At 67.3% G+C, this 20307-nt stretch carries 21 protein-coding genes and 1 tRNA gene; 13 read left to right on the top strand and 9 right to left on the bottom strand.

Features of this window, described 5'->3' with window-relative positions:
- Positions 1–7: 7 nt before the first annotated feature.
- The 3 genes from BLU08_RS05420 to BLU08_RS05430 are packed head-to-tail and all read right to left on the bottom strand — an operon-like array spanning position 8 to position 1498.
- The gene (locus tag BLU08_RS05420; protein WP_090196396.1) at positions 8–622 is read right to left on the bottom strand and encodes a DNA repair protein RecO; all 615 of its coding nucleotides are present in this window, start codon (positions 620–622) and stop codon (positions 8–10) included.
- Between the two features lie 20 nt (positions 623–642).
- Positions 643–894, bottom strand: coding sequence for an accessory factor UbiK family protein (locus BLU08_RS05425; protein ID WP_090196398.1), 252 nt, complete (start codon positions 892–894; stop codon positions 643–645).
- Between the two features lie 46 nt (positions 895–940).
- On the bottom strand, positions 941–1498 hold the full coding sequence (locus tag BLU08_RS05430) for a TspO/MBR family protein (RefSeq protein WP_090196401.1): 558 nt from the start codon (positions 1496–1498) through the stop codon (positions 941–943).
- Between the two features lie 389 nt (positions 1499–1887).
- Here BLU08_RS05430 and BLU08_RS05435 point away from each other — a divergent pair, with 389 nt between their 5' ends.
- Positions 1888–2163 (top strand): hypothetical protein, encoded by a 276-nt coding sequence (locus tag BLU08_RS05435; protein WP_090196405.1) that lies wholly within the window; start codon positions 1888–1890, stop codon positions 2161–2163.
- Between the two features lie 115 nt (positions 2164–2278).
- Here the strand turns inward: BLU08_RS05435 and BLU08_RS05440 are convergent, their stop codons facing one another.
- On the bottom strand, positions 2279–3067 hold the full coding sequence (locus tag BLU08_RS05440) for a TlyA family RNA methyltransferase (protein ID WP_090201056.1): 789 nt from the start codon (positions 3065–3067) through the stop codon (positions 2279–2281).
- 230 nt (positions 3068–3297) lie between these two features.
- On the opposite strand from BLU08_RS05440, the gene BLU08_RS05445 reads away from it, so the two are divergent.
- From BLU08_RS05445 to BLU08_RS05460, 4 genes are all read left to right on the top strand, one after another.
- Positions 3298–3684, top strand: a complete 387-nt coding sequence (locus tag BLU08_RS05445) for a hypothetical protein (protein WP_157674459.1) — start codon at positions 3298–3300, stop codon at positions 3682–3684.
- A gap of 784 nt (positions 3685–4468) precedes the next feature.
- On the top strand, positions 4469–5548 hold the full coding sequence (locus tag BLU08_RS05450; protein ID WP_090196412.1) for a branched-chain amino acid aminotransferase: 1080 nt from the start codon (positions 4469–4471) through the stop codon (positions 5546–5548).
- 34 nt (positions 5549–5582) lie between these two features.
- Positions 5583–5963, top strand: coding sequence for an STAS/SEC14 domain-containing protein (locus BLU08_RS05455; protein WP_090196416.1), 381 nt, complete (start codon positions 5583–5585; stop codon positions 5961–5963).
- Positions 5964–6048: 85 nt separating this feature from the next.
- The gene (locus tag BLU08_RS05460; protein WP_090196419.1) at positions 6049–6429 is read left to right on the top strand and encodes an STAS/SEC14 domain-containing protein; all 381 of its coding nucleotides are present in this window, start codon (positions 6049–6051) and stop codon (positions 6427–6429) included.
- A gap of 16 nt (positions 6430–6445) precedes the next feature.
- Here BLU08_RS05460 and BLU08_RS05465 read toward each other — a convergent pair whose 3' ends face one another.
- The gene (locus BLU08_RS05465) at positions 6446–7357 is read right to left on the bottom strand and encodes a LysR family transcriptional regulator (protein WP_090201058.1); all 912 of its coding nucleotides are present in this window, start codon (positions 7355–7357) and stop codon (positions 6446–6448) included.
- Positions 7358–7493: 136 nt separating this feature from the next.
- Between BLU08_RS05465 and BLU08_RS05470 the strand changes: the two genes are divergently transcribed.
- Entirely contained in the window at positions 7494–8195 is a 702-nt protein-coding gene (locus tag BLU08_RS05470) for a pirin family protein (RefSeq protein WP_090196422.1), read from the top strand.
- 58 nt (positions 8196–8253) lie between these two features.
- Positions 8254–8847 carry an FMN-dependent NADH-azoreductase gene (locus BLU08_RS05475; RefSeq protein ID WP_090196425.1) on the top strand — a complete coding sequence of 198 codons (594 nt, stop codon included), beginning with the start codon at positions 8254–8256 and terminating at the stop codon, positions 8845–8847.
- Between the two features lie 87 nt (positions 8848–8934).
- Here the strand turns inward: BLU08_RS05475 and BLU08_RS15475 are convergent, their stop codons facing one another.
- From BLU08_RS15475 to BLU08_RS05490, 4 genes are all read right to left on the bottom strand, one after another.
- Entirely contained in the window at positions 8935–9369 is a 435-nt protein-coding gene (locus tag BLU08_RS15475; RefSeq protein ID WP_233996100.1) for an EamA family transporter, read from the bottom strand.
- Positions 9366–9782 (bottom strand): DMT family transporter, encoded by a 417-nt coding sequence (locus BLU08_RS15480; RefSeq protein WP_233996101.1) that lies wholly within the window; start codon positions 9780–9782, stop codon positions 9366–9368. The genes BLU08_RS15475 and BLU08_RS15480 overlap by 4 nt, the downstream gene beginning before the upstream one ends.
- Before the next feature lie 57 nt (positions 9783–9839).
- Positions 9840–11915, bottom strand: a complete 2076-nt coding sequence (locus tag BLU08_RS05485) for an NAD(+) synthase (RefSeq protein ID WP_090196428.1) — start codon at positions 11913–11915, stop codon at positions 9840–9842.
- Between the two features lie 70 nt (positions 11916–11985).
- A complete protein-coding gene (locus BLU08_RS05490) occupies positions 11986–13005 on the bottom strand; it encodes a DNA topoisomerase IB (RefSeq protein ID WP_090196431.1) in 1020 nt (339 codons plus the stop codon).
- 116 nt (positions 13006–13121) lie between these two features.
- Here BLU08_RS05490 and yghU point away from each other — a divergent pair, with 116 nt between their 5' ends.
- From yghU to BLU08_RS05520, 6 genes are all read left to right on the top strand, one after another.
- A complete protein-coding gene (gene yghU / locus BLU08_RS05495; RefSeq protein WP_090196434.1) occupies positions 13122–13988 on the top strand; it encodes a glutathione-dependent disulfide-bond oxidoreductase in 867 nt (288 codons plus the stop codon).
- 64 nt (positions 13989–14052) lie between these two features.
- Positions 14053–14127, top strand: a tRNA-Gln gene (locus tag BLU08_RS05500).
- Positions 14128–14804: 677 nt separating this feature from the next.
- Positions 14805–16607 carry a DUF1036 domain-containing protein gene (locus BLU08_RS05505; RefSeq protein WP_172800989.1) on the top strand — a complete coding sequence of 601 codons (1803 nt, stop codon included), beginning with the start codon at positions 14805–14807 and terminating at the stop codon, positions 16605–16607.
- 107 nt (positions 16608–16714) lie between these two features.
- Complete coding sequence (locus tag BLU08_RS05510; RefSeq protein WP_157674460.1) at positions 16715–18037, top strand: hypothetical protein; 1323 nt, start codon at positions 16715–16717, stop codon at positions 18035–18037.
- 303 nt (positions 18038–18340) lie between these two features.
- Positions 18341–19618 (top strand): hypothetical protein, encoded by a 1278-nt coding sequence (locus BLU08_RS05515; protein ID WP_197676895.1) that lies wholly within the window; start codon positions 18341–18343, stop codon positions 19616–19618.
- Positions 19615–20157: a DUF4142 domain-containing protein gene (locus BLU08_RS05520; RefSeq protein WP_090196446.1), complete on the top strand. Its 543-nt coding sequence runs from the start codon at positions 19615–19617 to the stop codon at positions 20155–20157. The genes BLU08_RS05515 and BLU08_RS05520 overlap by 4 nt, the downstream gene beginning before the upstream one ends.
- Positions 20158–20307: the final 150 nt, after the last annotated feature.

The following is a 20307-nucleotide window of genomic DNA, read 5'->3' on the forward strand; positions in this document are numbered from 1 at the left end:
CAGCCCCTCACCTCACCATCCGGGCAAGCCGTTCGCCCAGGAGGACGCGCGCGGCCATACCATCGCCCGGGCTTCCTGCAAGGGCGTGCCGCCCCATCGGCCCGTGCAGCGCGCGGAAGGCGGCGAATTGCTGCTCCAGCGGCGCATCGAGCGGCGGGGCGGCCTCGCCCGGCGGCGCGCCATAGCCGGTCTCGCGCAGCAGCAGCGTCTCGTAGGCGACCATCGCGCCGAGCCAGCCGCGCGCCGAGCGCGCATGGCAGATCGCCCCGAGCAGCCCGTCGAGCGCGCAGTGCAGGGCGGGGTAAGGATTGCGTTCGGGCAGGGCCGAGGCGGTGAGCGTGCAGGCCCACTGGATCGCCGCGGCGGGCAGCGGCTCGGTCATCCAGGGGGCGCGGCTTTCCTCGAGTTCGAGCCGGGCGAAGGGCAGTTGGCTGTCCGATTTGGCGGAAAGTTCGAGCGCGACGCGGTTGCCGGGTATGACGACGGGCCGCATCCGCCGTCCGCGTCCTCCGGCGACATAGGCCGCGACAAGGCCGTGCCGTTCGGTCATCAGCCGCGCGATCACGGCATTCTCGCCATGGGCGCGCGCGGCGAGCAGGATGGCAGGCGCGCGCAGGTGCATGACGCGCGCGCCTCAGCCGGTCACTTCGCGGCGAGCTTCGCCTCGAGTTCGGCGACCTTCGCTTCGAGCGCGTCGGCCTGTTCGCGCGCCTTCTGCGCCATGGCCTTGACCGTGTCGAATTCCTCGCGGGAGACGAAATCCATGCCGCCCATCGCCTCGCGCAGGCGTTCGCGCGCATTGTCGCGCGCCTCGCGGCTCATGCCGGCAAAGGTACCGGCCGCGCTGTTGGCGAGTTTGACGAAGTCGGCGATGATCGGGTTCTGGCTCTGCATGGCGTCTATTTGGTTGCGAGGGCGCCGTTTGTCCAGCGGTTACGCGTCACTCCGCGCCGAGGTCGAAGCGTTCGATCGCCCCGCTCGGGTTCGCCGGGCCGCCGTCCGGGTTCTCGGCGATGAACTGGTAGTTGAGCGCCGCGGCGAAGCTCGCCCAGGCGAGATAGGGCAGGAGCAGGATCCCCGCCCATTTGCGCACCCGCCAATAGAGCACGACGACGAAGAGCAGGCTGACCACCGAATAGCCCAGCACGTAAAGCGCGATCCGCATTTCCTGCAGCCCGAAGAACACCGGCGTCCAGGCGAGCGGGCCGATGAAGTGCAGCGCGAAGACGCCCAGCGCCAGCGCCCGCCCGCGCGCGCCCCACGCGCTCGCCACCAGCGCGCTGGCGAGCCCGATCATGACGTAGAGCACCCCCCACACGATCCCGAACACCGCCGGCGGCGGGAAGATCGCGGGCTTTTCGAGCGCGGCGAACCATGGCGTGTCGGCCCCGCCGATCTCGCCCGAAACGAAGCCGAGCAGCACGATCAGCGGAACGAAGAACAGGGACCAGCGCAAAAAGCTTGTGCGCAACTGCCCTTTCGAAGCGAGTGTATGCATCACCTCTCCCGGCGATCCGCCGATCCGGCGGGCGGGGGCTGCGCCGCCCCTCGTCCCCGCCTCTCGCGCGAGTCGCCCTGCCTATGCCGGGGCCACTGCCCAGGCATCGCGCGATACACAAGCACGGGGCGAAGGCCAATCGCACCCGCCCGAACCGCGACGATGCCCGGCGCGCGGCTGTCCCGAAACCGGACATCCCCTGCGCGTTTCGGGGGACGCAAGGTGAAATGAGGCGAAATTATGACGATTTCGGTTAGCAAGGCGGGCGCATTCTGCTACTCACGCCGCATTCTTGCCGCGATTCGGGGCGCTATGCGGCAGGAAATCCCACGCGCGTCCCAATCCAAAATCATGGCCCCGGTCAAGGGGCCGATTAGGGGAACACGAAAATGAAGACCACCAACCTTTTCTCGCTGATCGCCGTTTCCGGCGCCCTCGCTCTCACCGCCGCCTGCGCCGAGCCGGCTGAAGACGCCGCCACCGAAGCCGACACCACCTCGGTCGAAGAAACCGAAATGGCGCCGGAAGGCGAGATGGAAGGCATGGACATGGGCGAAGAAGGCATGGCCGAAGAAGGCATGACCGAAGAAGGCATGACCGAAGAAGGCATGACCGAAGAAGCTCCGGCCGAAGAAGCCGCCGAAGAAGAAGCTCCGGCCGAATAATCGGTCCGGCCTTCGGGCTGACGAAAGGGCCGGTGGCAGCGATGCGCTGCCGCCGGCCTTTTTCGTTGCGGCCATCCACGCGGCCGCGCGCCGGTCCGCCCGATCGGCCGCCCGATCAGCCGCCCGTTCGACCTCGCCGGGCGCTCACCAGGAATTCGACATTGCCCTGCGGCCCGGTGATCGGGCTCGTCACGATTCCCTCGACCGCGAAACCGATCGTCCCGAGCCATTCGCGCACCTCGCCGCAGACGCGCTCGTGCAGCGCCGGATCGCGGACCACCCCGCCCTTGCCGACCTCGTGGCGCCCGACCTCGAACTGCGGCTTGATGAGAGCGACCACCCGGCAATCGGGCGCGGCGAGTTCCAGCGGGCGTTCGAGCACTTTCGCCAGCGCGATGAAGCTCGCATCGCACACCACGAGATCGCATTCCCGGTCTATCTCGGCGCGGGTGAGGATGCGTGCACTGGTCCGTTCGAGCACGGTCACGCGCGGGTCCTGCCGCAGCTTCCAGGCGAGCTGGTTGGTCCCCGAATCGACCGCGAAGACGTGCGCCGCGCCCCTTTCCAGCAGGACGTCGGTAAAGCCACCGGTGGATGAACCAATGTCCATCGCCACCGCCCCCTGCACGTCGATCGCGAAAGCGTCGAGCGCATGGTCGAGCTTGATCCCGCCGCGGCTGACCCAGGGATGATCGCGCCCGCGCACCTCGATCGCCGCGTCCTGCGGCACCTGCTGGCCGGGCTTGTCCACCTTCGCCTCGCCCGCGAACACCAGCCCCGCCATCACCAGCGCTTGCGCGCGCGTGCGGCTTTCGGCGAGCCCGCGCTCGACCAGCAGGTGGTCGACGCGGCGCTTGGCGGGCCTCGCGGGGCGAGCCGAGGAAGGGGGCGGCGTTTCCGGCATGGACAAGCCCATGCCCTAGCGCGCAAAGTGCGGCCATGAAAGCTGCCCTGCCCGTCATCGCCGCCACGCTGGCGCTCGCCGCCTGCATCCCTTCCGCCCCCGCCCCGACGCCCGCGCCCGCCCCGGCCCCCACGCCGGCGGCCCGGCCGGCTCCGGCGCCTTCCCCGACGCCTTCGCCGTCTCCGACACCGGTCCCGAGTCCGACTCCGGCACCGGCCCCCGAGAACTGGATGGACGCACCCGCCACGCCGGGAGAATGGGGCTATCGCCGGTCGCAGTCACGTTCGGTCGCCTTCTTCGAACTGGCCGATCCCAGGGACGGGGGAATGGGCCTGACATGCAGCTTCGGCTCCGGCGCGATCATGTTGGGGGTCTTCGCGGCACCCGACAACCAGACCCCCCAGGTGCGGATCAGGACCGAAACGGCGGAACGTGAATTCGTCGCCCGCCCCGGCGGGGGCGCGGCCGATCGGCTGGTGTTCATCCCGGCAAACGATCCGATCCTCGATGCGATGGCGCTCTCCAAGGGACGCTTCGCGCTCGAGGTCGAGGGGACGCCGCCGCTCTACCTGCCCAGCCATGCCGAGGTCAGCCGCGTGATCGAGGATTGCCGGTGATCCCGCACGGGCGCCGCCGCATCGGGCGCTCGCCACCCACCTGAAGCGCGCGTCCCGGCGAAGGAGATTCGCGCTTATCCACAGCGGCGACTGCCTATCGCGCCAGTCTTCTGCATGTAACAAAGAAAAGGCGTCCGGAATTTCCCGCCGGACGCCCCATAAGTCCTCAATGCGATGAAGGCTCATTGTGACGCGGGAAAAGATTTTTTCAAGTCTTGCACAGCCCCCTGCCATGATTCACATAGAGGACGAGGCCAGCGGCGAACGCGGTTCTCGGCCCCCGGTGAAACGGCAGGGTCTTGGCACACTAGCGCGAAAGGAGGTGATCCGATGTCTCATGGTTCAGCAGAGAGGTCGGCAAGTTTCCGCGCGGAGCACTATCGGTAAGACGGTACCCCTAGAGGCTTCGTGAGCGGCACTTCCTGGCCGCTGACCATGAAAGGGCGTTTCCATCCGCCACGGCACAAGGGGCGGGCTGGAAGCGCCCTTTTCATTTTTTGCTTTGCGTCTTTCGTCCGCACGCCATCCGGCGTGCGATGTCCTCGGCGCCGACGGGATTGCGGGCGGGTGGTGGCCCTTGCGGCCTTTCGGGCCGGACTGGCAGGATATGCGCGCGGGCTCCCTCGGACACACCCGAAAACAAGCGCTGCGCCGGGGCAAAGCCGTCGCAAGCGCGAGTGTGCGCCCGCAGCGCCGAGGGCGCGAGGACATTGCAGCGCGGATGCGCTGTGCAAAACAAGACTCCGGCTTGCCCAAGTGCACCGGCCATATTAACCGCCGATCCATGCAGTTCACCCGCCTCCCCCATCCCTCGCCCACGCCCGCCGAACGGCGTGCCGAGCTGATCGCCGATCCCGGGTTCGGAAAGATCTTCACCGATCACATGGTGACGATCGATTACGACGAGGACCGGGGCGGATGGCAGGCCCCGACGATTGGCCCGCGCCAGCCGCTGACGCTCGATCCGGCGGCAAGCGTGCTGCATTACGCGCAGGAAATCTTCGAAGGCATGAAGGCCTTCGCCCACGCCGACGGCGGGCTCGCGCTGTTCCGGCCCGAGGCCAACGCCGCCCGCTTCAACGCCAGCGCGCGGCGCATGGCAATGCCCGAACTGCCCGAGGAGACCTTCCTCGCCGCGGTGCGCGAAGCGGTCACCGCCGATGCCGACTGGCTGCCGCCGATCGAGGGCGGATCGCTCTATATCCGCCCCTTCATGTTCGCGTCCGAGGCGTTTCTCGGCGTGCGCCCGGCGAAACAGTACAAGTTCCTCGTTTTGCTCTCGGCTGCGGGCAGCTATTTCAGGGGCGGGGTCGCGCCGGTCCGGATCTGGGTCGCGCAGGGCTATGTCCGCGCCGCTCCGGGCGGGACGGGCGCGGCCAAGACCGGCGGGAACTACGCCGCATCCCTAGTGCCGCAGGCGCAGGCGATCGCGCAGGGCTGCGACCAGGTCGTGTTCCTCGATGCGGTCGAGAACAGGTGGATCGAGGAACTGGGCGGCATGAACCTGTTCTTCGTGCGCGCCGACGGCAGCGTCATCACCCCGCCGCTGACCGGCACGATCCTGCCCGGCATCACCCGCGACAGCCTCATCGCCATGCTGCGAGCCGAAGGGCTCGACGTGCGCGAGGAACCCTATTCGCTCGAACAATGGCGCAGCGAAGCGGAAAGCGGCGCGCTGACCGAGACGATGGCCTGCGGCACCGCCGCGGTGGTCACGCCGGTCGGCACGGTCGCCTCGCCCGAAGGCGAGTTCACCATCGGCGCAGGCGGGACCGGACAGCTGACCGCAAAGATGCGCGAACAGCTGGTCGGCATCCAGCGCGGCACCGCGCCCGATCCGCACGGCTGGGTGACGAGGCTTTAGAACCCGTTTACCCGACCCCTGTTATGTGCGCGGCATGGCCAGCCTCGCACCCGTCTTTTCGGTCGTTCGCGACGATGCGCGGCGCGAAGTGCACTATGCGCTTTCGGGCCTGTTCACGGTCGAGGCGATCGACCGCTTCCTCGAGGAACTGCGCCGCACGGCGAAACCCTTCATCGAGGACCGCCGCGGCTTTCGCGCGGTCGGCGATCTCAGGCAGTGCAGCGTCCAGCCGCGCGACGTGGCCGAACGGATGCAGATGTCGCAGGACATCTCGGCCAAGGTCGGCGTCACGCGCATGGCGATCATCTATTCCTCGGTCCTCCAGATGCAGCAGCTGCGCCGGGTCAGCGGCGCGCTCGAAATGGGCTATTTCGAGGACATGGGCGAAGCGCTCGACTGGCTGCGCGCGCCCTGAGGGGCAAGGCTCCGGCGCGGGCAGGGTGAAGAAAGTCCTGCCCGCGTTATCGCAATCTTTACGCAGGTGACGTTACGGAAAGGGCATGGCTTCGCTCGCGCCCTCGCATTCGATCTCGCTCGATCGGCACCGCGCGGAATTGCATTTCGCGATCAGCGGGCTGTGGACCAAGGCGAGCATGGAGGGTTTCCTCGCCGAACTGCTCGACAAGGCCAAGCCGTTCCTGCGCGACCGCGCACCGTTCAGCGCCCTGGGCGACCTGCGCGATTTCGTGCCGCAGGACCGCGCGACCGCGCAGGTGATCCGCGATTCGATCCTCGCCGGGCGCGACAACGGCCTGACGCGCTTTGCCGTGGTGTCGAGCGCGCCGCTGGTGCGGATGCAGTATCGCCGCATCGCCGAAGGGGTCGAGGTCGAGTTCTTCGACGCGCCCGACGAGGCGCGGCGCTGGCTCCGCAGCCGCTAGGCCGGATCGCGATCCGTCAGGACCGGCCCGGGCGCTCCTTCGACAAGCGCGCGCGGAAGGCGTCGATCAGCCAGCTCGTTGCCGGGCCGAGCCGGGTGTCGCGCCGCCACAGCGCGGCGAGCGTGTAGCTCGCCCCGGGCCTTTCCGGCAGGTCGAGCTCGACCAGCTGCCCGCTCGCCAGGTCGGCCGCGATCATGTGGCGCGGCATATTGCCCCAGCCCAGCCCCTGCCTCAGCAGGACATGCTTCGCGCCGAGATCGCCGAGCCGCCAGGTCAGCGGGCTCAGCACCGAAAACTCGCGCCCCTCGGTCCGGGTCGAACGATCCGACAGCACCAGCTGGAGGTGGCGGCGGCTCTCCCCCGCAGCGATGCCGGGCCGCGCCAGTGGATGCGCGGGGGCGGCGACGGGGACCAGTTCGATCTCGCCGATCGCATGCCGCTCGAGCAGCGGGTCCGCACCGGCGATCGGCCCGCCCAGGGCGAGCTGCGCCCCTTCGCCCAGCAGGCATTCGACCACCGCGCCCAGCGCCTCGACCCGCAGCCGCAGCACCACGGTCGGGAAGGTCGCGCGGAAATCGGCGAGCACGGCGGCGATGACCTCGCCCGGAACCATCACGTCGATGACGAGCCCGATCGAGGATTCGAGCCCCGCATGGAGGCTGCGCGCCTTCGCCATCAGCGCATCGACCCGGTCGACGAGGGTGCGGGCCTCGGGCAGCAGCCCCTCGCCCGCCGGGGTCAGGACCGGGCGGCGCGAACCCTCGCGTTCGAACAGGGTGACGGCGAGCTGCGCCTCCATCTGCGCGATCCCGTAACTGATCGCCGAAACCGCGCGCCCCATGGCTTTCGCCGCGCCGCCGAAGCTCCCCTGTTCGACCACGGCGAGGAAGATGCGGACCTGGTCGATGCTGGGTTCGCCGAGCTTCATCGCGCCCATGTTCGGATCATCCGAACATCTTGGCAAGTTTTATCGCACTTATCCATCCGAACGAAGGCCCCCATCTGCATGAGCGACAGGCGAGGCCCAGATCGAGCGCGCCCCGCCCCGGACAGGAGACAGAGCAATGATCGAACTGCGTCCTTTCGAAAGCCTCGGCGCGGCCAATCACGGCTGGCTCGACGCGCGGCATCACTTCTCCTTCGCGGGCTATCACGATCCGGCCCGCGTGCACTGGGGGAGCCTGCGCGTCTGGAACGACGACACGATCGCGCCCGGCACCGGCTTTCCGGCCCATCCGCACAGCGACATGGAGATCATCACCTATGTCCGCGAAGGCGCCATCACGCACCGCGACAGCTTGGGCAACGAAGGCCGCACCGCAGCCGGCGATGTCCAGGTGATGAGCGCTGGCAGCGGCGTGCGCCACTCGGAATACAACCTGGAGAACGAGGAAACCCGGCTCTTCCAGATCTGGATCATCCCCGACACCCGCGGCGGCGAACCCGGCTGGGGCGCGCGCCAGTTCCCGAGGGGCGAGCGCAGCGGCGCCTTCGTCCCCCTCGCGAGCGGGATCGAAGGCGACGGTGACGCGCTTTCCATTCGAGCCGATGCCCGCGTGCTGGGCGCGACGGTCAGGGCTGGCGAGAGCGTGACCTACCGCCCGCGCTCGGCGGATCGGCACCTCTACCTCGTCCCCGCCACCGGCAGGGTGCGGATCGGGGAGATCGAGGCGAAGGCGCGTGACGGCATCGCCATCACCGCGCTGGGCGAGGTGACCGTGACAGCGCTCGAGGACGCAGAACTTGTCCTCGTCGACGCGGCCTAGCCCCGAATCCCCCTCCCCCGCGGGGAGGGAAGACACGATATTCGAAAGGAAAACTCCCATGACCACAATCCTTCACATCAAGGCCAGCATCCGCGGCGAGGAAAGCGTCTCGAACGCGCTCGGCCAGCGGATCGTCGACGGCCTGACCCGCACCGGCGAGGCCGACGTGGTCGTCCGCGACCTCGCGGAGGACGCCCTGCCCTTCGTCAGCGCCGAACGTTTCGCCGCGAACCTCGCCCCCGAGGGCGAGCGCACCCCCGAACAGGCCGAACTCGCAGGGATCGCCGACACCCTGATCGCCGAACTGGAGGCGGCCGACATCATCGTGCTGTCCACCCCGGTCTACAATTTCGGCGTTCCCGCGAGCCTCAAGGCCTGGGCCGATCTCGTCGCCCGCGCCGGGCGGACCTTCAAGTACACCGAGAACGGCCCGGTCGGCCTCGTCGAGGGCAAGAAGGCCTATGTCGCGGCCGCCTCCGGGGGCACGAAGATCGGCAGCGAGATCGATTTCATGAGCCCCTGGCTGACCTTCTTCCTCGGCTTCCTCGGCATCACCGACATCAAGATCGTCGCCGCCGACGGCATCATGGGCGAGGACGGCGAGGCGATCATCGAAGCCGCGCATATCGAAGCGCAGCGCCTCGCCGCGTGACGCGCCGACTGGGCGGCGCCGTGCGTTTCGTGCGGCGGCGCGGCCCAGTCACGGCCCCGTCACGGCACCGTCACGGCACCGTCACGGCTAGAGGCGCGGGCGCACCAGCAACGGCTTGAAGATCGACGCACTCGGCCGCAGCACGATGATCGCCACCCCGGCAAGCGCCAGCGCCGCCCCCGCCAGCAGCCGCCAGCCGATCGGATCCCCGGTCAGCCACGCGCCGAAACCGATGGTGAGCAGCGGCGTCAGCAGGGTGAAAGGCACGATCATGTTCGCATCGTGCCGCTGGAACAGGCGGTAATAGCTCGAATGCGCCCCGACCGAGACGATGAGCCCCGCGAACACCACGCAGGCCCCGGCGGCGAGCGGGCGGGCCGAAATCGCGGCCGCCTGCCCGCTTTCCAGCGCGAAGGAGAGCGGGAACAGCACCGCGACCGACGCGACCCCCGCCCAGGCCTGCATTTCCAACGCGCCGATCGAAAGCCGCTTGAAGAACACCGACCCGAGCGCGCCGATCACCGCCGAGGCGAAGACGAAGCCGAGCCCCAGCCGCTCTCCAGCCCCGAGGGCGAACCGATCGCCACCGCCACCCCGACGAAGGTCAGCGCGATCCCGATGCCGCGCCGCCAGCGCACCTGTTCGCGCAGGAACAGGATAGCGAACAGCACGGTCAGCGGCGCGCCCGACAGGCTGACGATCCCGGCGGCCGACGGCGTGGCGCTCTGCAGGCCGATGAACAGGAGCGCGAAGGACCCGCCGCTGATCGCCAGCCCGACGGCGAGCACGCGCGGCAGGTGTTCGGGCACGCGGCGCAGCAGCGGGGCGAGCGCGAGGACCACCAGCAGCGAGCGCAGCGCGGCGTAGAACAGCGGCGGCAGGGCGAGATCGTCGACCGCCAGTTTCGAGACGACGACGTTCAATGCCCACAGCACGTTGCAGGCGACGAGGATCAGGACCGCGGAAAAGGGCAGCGAACCGGGCAGGACGCGTCACTCCCGCTCCGGGAAGGCGTCTTCGGGAAGGCCGGCCCGCAGCTCCTCGACCCACACGTCGGCCACGGCATCGGACGGCGCGCGCCAGTCCCCCCGCGGCGACAGCGCCCCGCCCGAGGAAACCTTCGGCCCGTTCGGCAGCGCGCTGCGCTTGAACTGCGAAAAGCCGAAGAAGCGCTTGCAGAAATTCTCCAGCCAATGCGCGATCGTGGGAAGGTCGTATTGGTTGCGGCTGCCTTCCGGAAAATCGACCGGCCATTCGCCCGCCTCGCGGTTCTTCCAGGCGTGCCAGGCGAGGAAGGCGATCTTGGACGGGCGCTGGCCGAACCGCACCGTGTGGTGGAGGAAGAAGTCGTTGAGCTCGTAGGGACCGATCACGTCCTCGGTCGACTGGATCGCCCCGTCCTCGCCCGCGGGCACGAGCTCGGGGCTGATGACCGTATCGTGGACCGCCTGCAGAACCGCGTTGCATTCGCCCACGAACTGCCCGGTCTGGATCGTCCAGCGGATGAGATAGCGGATCAGCGTCTTGGGCACGCCGGCATTGACGCCGTAATGGCTCATCTGGTCGCCCACCCCATAGGTGCACCAGCCGAGCGCAAGTTCGGAAAGGTCGCCCGTCCCGATCACGAACCCGTCATGCAGCCCGGCGAGACGGAAGAGATAGTCGGTGCGAAGGCCCGCCTGCACGTTCTCGAAGGTGACGTCGTAATGCGCCTCGCCGGCGGCATAGGGGTGGCCCATGTCGGCCAGCATCCGTTCCGCCGCCGGGCGGATGTCGATTTCCTCGGCCGTGATGCCGAAGCTTTCCATCAGCTTCCACGCATTGGCCTTCGTCTCGTCCGAGGTGGCGAAGCCGGGCATGGTGTAGCCGCGGATGGTGGTGCGCGGCAGGCCGAGCCGGTCGCAGGCCTTGGCCGCGACGATCAGCGCATGGGTCGAATCGAGCCCGCCCGAAATGCCGATCACCAGGCTCTTCGCGCGGGCCGCCTGGATGCGGCGCATCAGCGCATCGACCTGGATGTTGAACGCCTCGTAGCAATCCTCGTCCAGCGTTGCGGGATTGTTGGGCACGAAGGGGAAACGCCGCACCGGGCGAATGAGGCCGATGTCGCCCCTGCTGTAGGCGTGCTCGAACATGATCCGGCGATAGCGGTCCTCGGGCCTTCCGTGCGCCTCGGCGGCATCGGCGAAGGTCTGGTTGCGGATGCGTTCGGCCATGATCCGGTCGGTGTCGACATCGACGATATTGAGTTCGCGCCCGAGATCGAAGCGCACGCTTTCCGAAAGCAGGTCGCCCAGTTCGTAGACCACGCCCTGCCCGTCCCAGGCGAGGTCGGTCGTGCTCTCGCCGTGGCCGCTCGCCGAATAGACATAGGCGCAGATCGCGCGGGAGGAGGAGGAGCGGCAGTGGAGGTGACGGTCGTCCGCGCGCCCGATCGTGATCGGCGAGGCCGAAAGGTTGCACAGGATATGCGCGCCCGCGAGAGCGGCCATGTTGCCGGGCGGGAGCGGCGCCCAGAAATCCTCGCAGATCTCGATCCCGAAGGTGAAGCCGGGCAGGTTCGCCGCGGCAAAGACGAGATCGGTCCCGAACGGCACTTCCTCGCCGTTCACCGCGATCCACATGTCCTCGCAGCCGCGGCCGTGGGCGAAATGGCGCTTCTCGTAGAACTCGCGGTAATTGGGCAGGTAGCTTTTCGGCACCACGCCGAGCAGTTCGCCTCCCGCGATCACCAGCGCGCAGTTGTGGATCTTGTCGCCGCGCCGCAGCGGCGCCCCGAGCACGAGGACCGGCGTGAAATCGTCCGACGCCTCGACCACTTCGGCCACCGCCTGCTCGACCCGCGCCAGCATGGCCTGCTGCAGGTGGAGGTCGTCGATCGCGTAGGAGGACAACGTCAGTTCGGGATAGACCACGAGATCGACATTGCATTCGTGCGCCCGCGCCGCCTCGGCCAGCACGCCGGCGGTGTTGAAGGCGACGTCGGCGGTGCGCGTCGCCGGGGTCGCGGTCGCCACCCGGACGAGGCCGTGGGCGTGCATGTCGAAGAAGGGGTGGGCTTCGGTCATCGCCTGGCGTCTCCTGCTGCGCGGGGCTGTAACGCGGCGCGGCCCCGCTGGAAAGGGCACGCGGACCGCCTCATTCGGCGAGGAGTTCGGCCGCCTTGCCGCTTTGCTCGAGCAGGTCGATGAGGCCGCGCTCCGCCCGGCTGAGCCATCTCGTCGCACGCGGCAGGTCGAGCGCCGCGCGCCATTCCTCCTGCCCCTCGATCCGCTCGATCACGGCGGGGTGGATGTAGGAGCTGCGGACGACAGCGGGCGTGTTGCCGAGATGCGCCGCGACATGATCCAGCATCTCGCCCAGCAGCACCCTGCCCCGGCCGCAGGCGAGCTTCTCGAAGGCGAGCGCGCTCGCATGGAAGGTGCGGAAATGCTTGGCGGTGAAATCCTCCCCCGTCGCCTCGCGCAGATAGGCGTTGACCTCGCACGAGGTGACGGGATGCACCCTGCCCTCCTCGTCCTCGTAGCGGAACAGGTGCTCGTCCCCTTCGCCCTCCTCGCCCTCGAGCTCCTGCATCCGCCGGACCGCGCGGGCAAGGCGGGCATCCTCGAGCGAAAGGTCGCGCTCCTTCCCGCCCTTGCCGACGAAGCGCAGGTCGATCCGCCGCGTGCCGACCTCGGCATGGTCGCGCCTCAGCGTCGTCGCGCCGTAGCTGTCATTGGTGCGGGCATAGCGTTCGTTGCCGATCCTGATCGCCGCCCGGTCGAGCAGGCGCACGGTCGCGGCAAGCGCCCGCTCGCGCGTCACGCGGGGCGCCGCGAGGTCCGCATCGACCCGTCGGCGGATCAGCGGCAGGAGCCTGCCGAAAGCGGCGCAGGCGTCGTATTTGGCCCCGTCGCGCATCGCGCGGAAATCCGGATGGTACCGATACTGCTTGCGCCCCGCCTCGTCATAGCCGGTGGCGAGGATGTGGCCGTGTTCCTCCGGGCAGAACCACGCGTCGCGATAGGCGGGCGGCAGGGCGATCGCGTTGAGCCGCGCGCGCTCGGCCGGATCGCGGATCAGCTCGCCCGCCGGATCGTAATAGGCCCAGCCCTTCCCCGCCCGGCGCCGGGTGATCCCGGGCAGGCTGTCATCGACGCAGACGATCTTTCCCATGACAGGGGAAATGCGGGGGCGAGGCGCGCGGTTCCTCCTTGCCCTCGGCGAGCGGGCACGCCAACGGTGCACCCGCGCCAGGAGGCGCCGAAATGCCTGCGAAAGGAGCGACGTCGATGGCCGATCCCGCCTATACCCCGCCCAAGGTCTGGAATGCCGACACCGTTTCGGGCGGGCGTTTCGCCAACATCAACCGCCCGACCGCCGGCAGCCGCGAGGACAAGGCCCTGCCGCAGGGCGATCATCCCTTCCAGCTCCATTCGCTCGCGACGCCCAACGGGGTGAAGGTGACGATCATGCTCGAGGAGCTGCTGGAAAAAGGCCACGCGGGTGCCGAATACGACGCCTGGACGGTCGATATCGGCAAGGGCGAGCAGTTCACCAGCGGCTTTGTCGGCATCAATCCCAATTCGAAGATCCCCGCGCTCGTCGACCGCAGCGGGCCGCAGCCCTTCCGCGTGTTCGAAAGCGGCGCGATCCTCGTCCACCTGGCGGAGACGTTCGGCGAGTTCCTGCCCGCCGATCCCGCCGCGCGGGCAGAGGTCCTGTCCTGGGTCTTCTGGCAGGTCGGCACCGGCCCCTTCATCGGCGGCGGCTTCGGCCATTTCTACGCCTATGCGCCCGAGAAATACGAATACCCGATCAATCGTTACGCGATGGAGGTGAAGCGCATCTTCGACGTCGCCGACCGGCGTCTTGCCGAGACGCGCCATCTCGGCGGTGAGGACTACACCATCGCCGACATGGCGAACTGGCCCTGGCTCGCGCCCTTCGTGGCGGGACAGATCTACAACGACGCCAGAACCTTCCTGTCGATCGACGAATACGAACACGTCGGCCGCTGGGCGCGTGAGATCGCCGCGAGGCCGGCGGTGCAGCGCGGCCGGATCGTCAACAAGACCTGGGGCGAGGACGACGAGAAGCTCCTCGAACGCCACTCGGCCGCGGATTTCGAGGGCAAGCGGCTCGACTGGACCTTCTGAGGCACCCCTGCGCGACGGGGGCCTTCACATCGCGGAGCGAGACGCTATAGAGCGCCGCTCCTGCTGGGGTGTAGCCAAGCGGTAAGGCAGCGGTTTTTGGTACCGCCATGCGCAGGTTCGAATCCTGCCACCCCAGCCAGGATTTCCAGGCTTTATAAGCGCCTGAAGATACGTAGGTTTCTCTGAGATTCGCAACGCGCGGCACCCTGCCGTGGCCCCTCGCCGAGCACCATGATTCGAGCGGCCGAGCAGCGCAAGATTGCCTGCCGGGCGAAAGCGGATCTCCGCCGGTCTGTGCACAGGATTTTCGCGTCGCTTTTGGCTGAAACCGGACTGAACGCTAGCGGGATCGCATCGAGACCTTGGCTATGGCTGATTCTGGGTGGATTGCCGACGCTGGCGATGCGCCGAAAGTCGATTGCGAAGCCAATCAACCAGGCTTGTCCACTGGCCGGAGTCGGCGGGGCATCGCCCGCCACGCGTCTTCGCGGCCGATCGGCTGCAATGATCTCAAAAGCTTCCTGCGTCAGGAGAGGTCGCTATTCCCGACCGAACCGAAGCTCTGGCGATGGATGATTTACAATGAACATGGAAGAGTGGTAATCTACTGGACAGTCCAGTTCCGTGCGAATTTCGAAATTCGCGCGTTCAGTTCCGCTTCACGACTGATCGAAGAAAGCTGGGGCCAGGTCGCGAATCCTCTGCCTGAGAGAGGTCCCAATGCGCGCAAGGTATCTCCATTTCGTCCTGCTCGCTGCTTCAGCGATCGTGTTCCTTCTGGTCCCCGTCACTGAAGGGCCTTTCAGGTCAAGCGCATTGGCAGCTGGTAAGTGTGGCGGCGTCAACCAGCAGGCGTGCAAGGTCTGGCAGCGGCCCGGCAGGCCCTGCGATGCTGGCCTCGTCGAGGTAACCTCGAACGCGCTCGATCCCAATGCGGGGCGCTGCGTCCGAAAAAGTTCGGCGCGCAAGGGCTGCGGCAAGGAAGGCCAGCGCGCCTGCACCGTTTTCGAAAGACCCGGTCGTCCCTGCGACGGCCGGCTGGTCGAGCGCACCAGCAATTACCTCGATCCCACTGCCGGTCGCTGCGAAAAATTCGATCCGGACAATCCCGGCACGATCATCGACAACGTTCGTGACCTCGGAAACGTGATCGTGGCCACATCGACGGACACGGTGACGCAAGTTCCCGCCATCATCGGCTTGGCGAGCAGGGACGCCGGGCGGCTTGCGCCCCTGAGTTTCGAACTGAGCGGCATGTGGACCCGCTGCGCCGCCGGTTTCAACGGCATGCGCCGGGGCAGCGGCCAGGGATTCTATGATGCGATCCTGGCCAGCCCCTGCTTCCTCGACACTCTCGAGGTCGCGCGCAGGCATGGCTACAGGACGGTGACGATCGGCCTTGCCGGTGGCGCGGCCGGTGGTGTCGGCGTCGAGCTGGAAAGCGGGCTGGCCTTCGACGTCGCGGGCGTGCGCAACGCCACCGCCTATGACAGCCAGGCCCTGAAGATCAACAGCTACGGGGCGGGCGGCGCGCTCTCGATCGGGCTGTGGCGACCGGCAAACGATGCCCTTGCCGGGGACGGCCAAGGGATCGCAGGCGGGATCGAGGCGTTCGGCGGATCGGGCGGCGGTATCTGGTATGACTACGACCGGAACTTCACCGGCTTCAGCGTCAGCGTGACGGCCGGGGCCGGCGCCGAGGCCGCCTATGTCCGCAACACCGTCCAGGTCCAGGGCACCAATATCCGCCCCGTAAGGCCGGACGCCCGCGCCAGGGGATACGAAGGCGGCAATGGCGACATGGTCTTCGGCAACGGAGACCGGATTGGAGCCGGACCCTTCGGCCGCGCTCCCGACCCCACGCTCCTCAAGCTGTGCAACGATTCGGGCGAGCAATTCATGTATGCGGCGCTCGCCTATTACGACGTGGGCTCCCGCCGGGGAGGCGGCGGTTGGACATCGAAGGGCTGGTTCGAGATAGCCGACGGGGAATGCCGCAATGTCGTTCTTCCGCAAGACGAGACGGGCGGACCCTATGGCGGGGAGGTCTACATGATGGGCACTGCCGAGCGGGCCGACTGGAACCTGCCCGACGCGACCTTCTGCGTCGGCCAGCGGGATGAGTTCAGGATCGTCGATGCGGACAGCATCGCCTGCGACGGGCCGGACTACATGCTCACCTCGAAGCGATTCGAAGTGAGCCGGGGCAGCGAGAATGTCTTCACCTTCGCTCCCGGCACGAGGGTCGCGGAGAAAACGATCCTCGAGGTCTGCAATCGAACCGGCAGGCCCACCATCGACTTCGCCATCGCGAGCGACCGCGGTCCGGCGCATGGCGGAATCGTGTCCCAGGGCCGGTGGAGCATAGAGCGCGGCGAATGCCACGAGATGAACCTTGTCGATGCGGTATCCGGGCACGGCAAGAGGGGCGCCATTTTCCTGACCGCGCACTCCGACGTAGCGAGCTACGGCTATGGCGGGGGACGCATGTGCTTCGACGCCGGGAACGGGACGCGCATCGAACATGCGGACACCGCGGAATGTCCGTCCGGCCTGAGAGAGACTGCCCGGATCGAAGTTCGCCCGGGCCGGCCGGCAAGGTTCGACTTCCATGATTAGCCGGGCGAGCGCGCCATGCCTTGGACGTGAAGCCAGACCATTCTCACGGAGTCGGCGCAGTGCGGACCCGGCTTGCGAACCTGAACACGGGAAAAAGGACGGGCACCATGAGGTCGGCTAAGGCCGCGTCGGCCATGATCCTCGCAACCCTCGCCGCGGCGACCCCCGCCTCGGCCTCCCAAGGTGCGGGCGCCGGACCTTTCGAGCCGGGCGAGGTCGTGCGCTATCAATGCGCCGGCGAAACGGGCCTTATCGCGCAATACGCCAGCGTGTGGGGCACGTCGGCGGTCGAGGTCACCGTGATCAAGGCCAATTCCGCCAGCTCCGGCCATGACGGCCGCTTCGTCCTCGTCGCGGGGCCTACCGGCAGCGGCGTCCGCTTCACCAACGCGGATGCGGTATTCCACGTGAAGGGCGAGAAGGCCCGGCTCGATGTTCCGGAAGGGGCGCATGGCCCCGCCGTCGAGGCCACGGATTGCGCCGCTGTCGCGCGTCCCGAAGCAGCAGGGATCACCCAAGCGGCACAGGCGGGGGCCTATTTCGTTGCGCCTGACAGGAGCGCGGAGGGGATGCAGCGCTATTTCATCGAAGCGGAAACGATCTGTTTCGCGGTGGGGCTTCCAAGCTTCTTTGCGCTCAGTCCCGGAGCAGGCGAAACGGGGCCGCTGGTCCATACGGAGAACGAGACGGACCCGGTCTCGGTCGGGGAGGTCGACGCCGGGACAGGAACCCGCCGATACTCCCTCTCGCGCCGATCGGACCCGGAAACTCCCGTCTATCTCACCTTCGCGGCGCCGGGAATGCTGGAAGGATCGCTCAGGGCGACCTCGGGCCTTTCGAGCATTTCGAACGGACAAGGCGAACGCCGCGAATGCATCGACAATGGCGACCTTGCCTATGCCGCTGCCTCGCGAACGTCGCATGTCACGATCTCGCTCGAACAGGACGGTTCCCTGACCTACCGCAACGGGGTTGACCCCGCCGATCCGGAACGCCTGATCAGGAGCGGCGTGATGTCGCGCGATGCGATCGGCACGAGCTTCCATTTCTTCGGCTCGAACGGCGTGTATGTCCGTGTTTCGACCAATGATCGCGGAGCCTTGGTTCCGAATACCTGGTCCACCACCCTGGCCGGCACCGAGATGACGGACCAGCCGCGAGCCTATTTCATCGCGGACCCCGACCTGCTGCTTCGGCGGGCGCGAACGATTTCTTCCTCCACGGCCCGAACGATCCGGCAGCTGGGGATATGCAACCACCTTGCCGGCGAGGTCGGTGACAGCGCATCGCGCAATGCGCAGATCGAGGCCAGCTGGGCGAAGGAAGGATGCGACGATGTCGTGAAGCGGCACGCCGACCTGCTCGAGAATGCCGGCCTGCCCGATGCTCTCGTGCAGTGGATGATCGCCAACGCTCCCGTGTGGATCTGATCCTGGCCCTACAAATGCCGCTCATTGCCGCCGCTCGAGTTCTGGCGCGGGGTCAGGCCCATTCACGCCGACAGGCTTCGGCCGTTGGCGAAGATGGCAGGATCGGGCACGCAGGCCACCATGGCGCTGGCCCGATGCCGGGTATCTTCATCAGCCTGCACATCGCGCTCGGCCTACACTATCCACGCTCTGCCGCATCGGCCGCTTCGCCCTGAGGCAGGTTAGGCTGCCGGCCCCCCTCGGGCGATAGGCTCCGCCGCGACTTTCGTCACCAATGGCGAAGCAGACCGATGGAGAGAACCGATGGCCTTCAATCCGCTTGCCGAGAAAGGCATTCCGCTGGACCGGCAGCTGCGCAACTGGTCCGAACTTTCAGTCGAGCCTTACAGCACGCAGGACGTGCACCCCTACACACGCTGCCGCGTGATCATGATGAACGGCATCGAGGTCGAGGCGATCATGAATTCGCACAACGCTGCGCGGCGGATCTCCGACAGCGGGCTCAAGCAGGCCCTCGCACTCACGCGGCGGGTGGAACAGCAGCAGCAGAAAGTGGTGAACTGGCTGATCCCGGGAAGCGAGAGCACAATCGCCAACACCATCGGCTATGAACAGGTGGCGGTCGACCTCACCAGCTGGATCGCCCGGCACGAGCCCGACCCCTACCTGCGGCAGGTCTACGAATTCGGCGTGCTGGAGGATTACGACCACCTCTATCGCTACGCCAATCTGATGGATCTGATGGGCGAACGGCGCAAGGCGGAGGAGGTAACCGGCGACCTGACTGAAATCCTGCCGGGCCGCCCGACGATCTTCCAGCACCGCGATCCGCATGACGAATTGCGCCGGCCGATGACGGTCGAGGCAGCAAGCGTTCAGTCGATCCTCAACGCGCTCACCGTGCTTTCGGCAGAGCAGCAGACGATGAATTTCTACATGACCGTCGGCAACCGGCCCGAACACCCGCTCGCTCGCGCGCTGTATCAGGAAATCGCGATGATCGAGGAACAGCACGTCACGCATTACGAATCGATCCTTGATCCGATGACCCCCGAACTGCTCAATCTCGTGCTGCACGAATACAACGAATGCTGGCTCTACTGGTCGTGCAGCGAGACCGAGACCGATCCGCGCATCCGGCAGATCTGGGAGCTGCACCTCGCGATGGAGATCGAGCACCTGCGGATCGCCTGCGAGGCGCTCAAGGCGGAGCATGGCCTCAACGCGGCGGACTTGTTCCCGAAAGGCGGGTTCGACAAACCGATGACTTTCGAGCCGAACAAGGAATATGTCCGCGACGTGCTCGACCGCACGCTCGACTGGACCGGCTGGGACAGCGAATTCGTGCCGATCGGTGACTTGCCGCAGGATCACCGCTTCTTCGATTATCAGCGGCAGGTGAACGAGGGCGACGTTCCGTCCGAAGACGTCATTGCGGCGCATCGCAGCGAGCGCGGCAGCGAATACCGCTTTGCCACCGAAGGCGATCATCCCATCATTGCCCTGCGCGACAGCGGAACGGGCGAGGACACCGCCTATGCCAGGGCCGAACGCGAAGCCCGCAGGGAGTTCGCGCAATGACCCAGCAGCACGGAACGCTTCGCCACGCGATGGACAAGACCACCGATATGCTCGGCGGCCTGATGGGACGGGCCAAAGCCAGGGGTGCGGGCGCGCATTCCGCCGACAGCTTCGTCGAGAATGCCGCGATCGGCAATCGCTACGAGGTGGAGGCGGCGCAGGTCGCGCTGAGGCGCAGCCGCTCCGATCCGGTTCGCACGGCAGCGCGGCGCATGATCGTGGATCACACCGCGATGACGCACCAGTTGCAATCCGCGCTGCGGATGAGCGAGACCTCCGGCGTGCCCTCTCCACCGGCAGGGCTGGACACAAGGCGGAGCAAGCTGGTCGAGCATCTCGAGGCGGCGCCCGATGACGCCTTCGACAAGGCCTATCTCGACCAGCAGGTGCTCGCGCACAAGGAGAACCACGATCTCCTGGCAGGCTATGCGAAGAACGGCGACAACCCGCAGCTGCGTTCTCTCGCCGCGTCGGCCGCGCCGGTGGTGCACCGCCACCTCGCCATGCTGGAAGCCCTGCAGGCGGATCATCGCGGCTGAGAAAACACGCAGCCGCTTCGCAGGCGTGCAGGGTTCGGTTTGGTCCGATAAAGGACGGAAAGGCCGCAAGAACGAAGCCAATGATCGAACGGGCCAGCTTCGGTTCCGCAGTTGGGTGTGGCTCAAGATGGATAGGGGACAAAGGGTATA

This window comes from Erythrobacter sp. HL-111, assembly GCF_900105095.1.
Taxonomy (GTDB): domain Bacteria; phylum Pseudomonadota; class Alphaproteobacteria; order Sphingomonadales; family Sphingomonadaceae; genus Erythrobacter.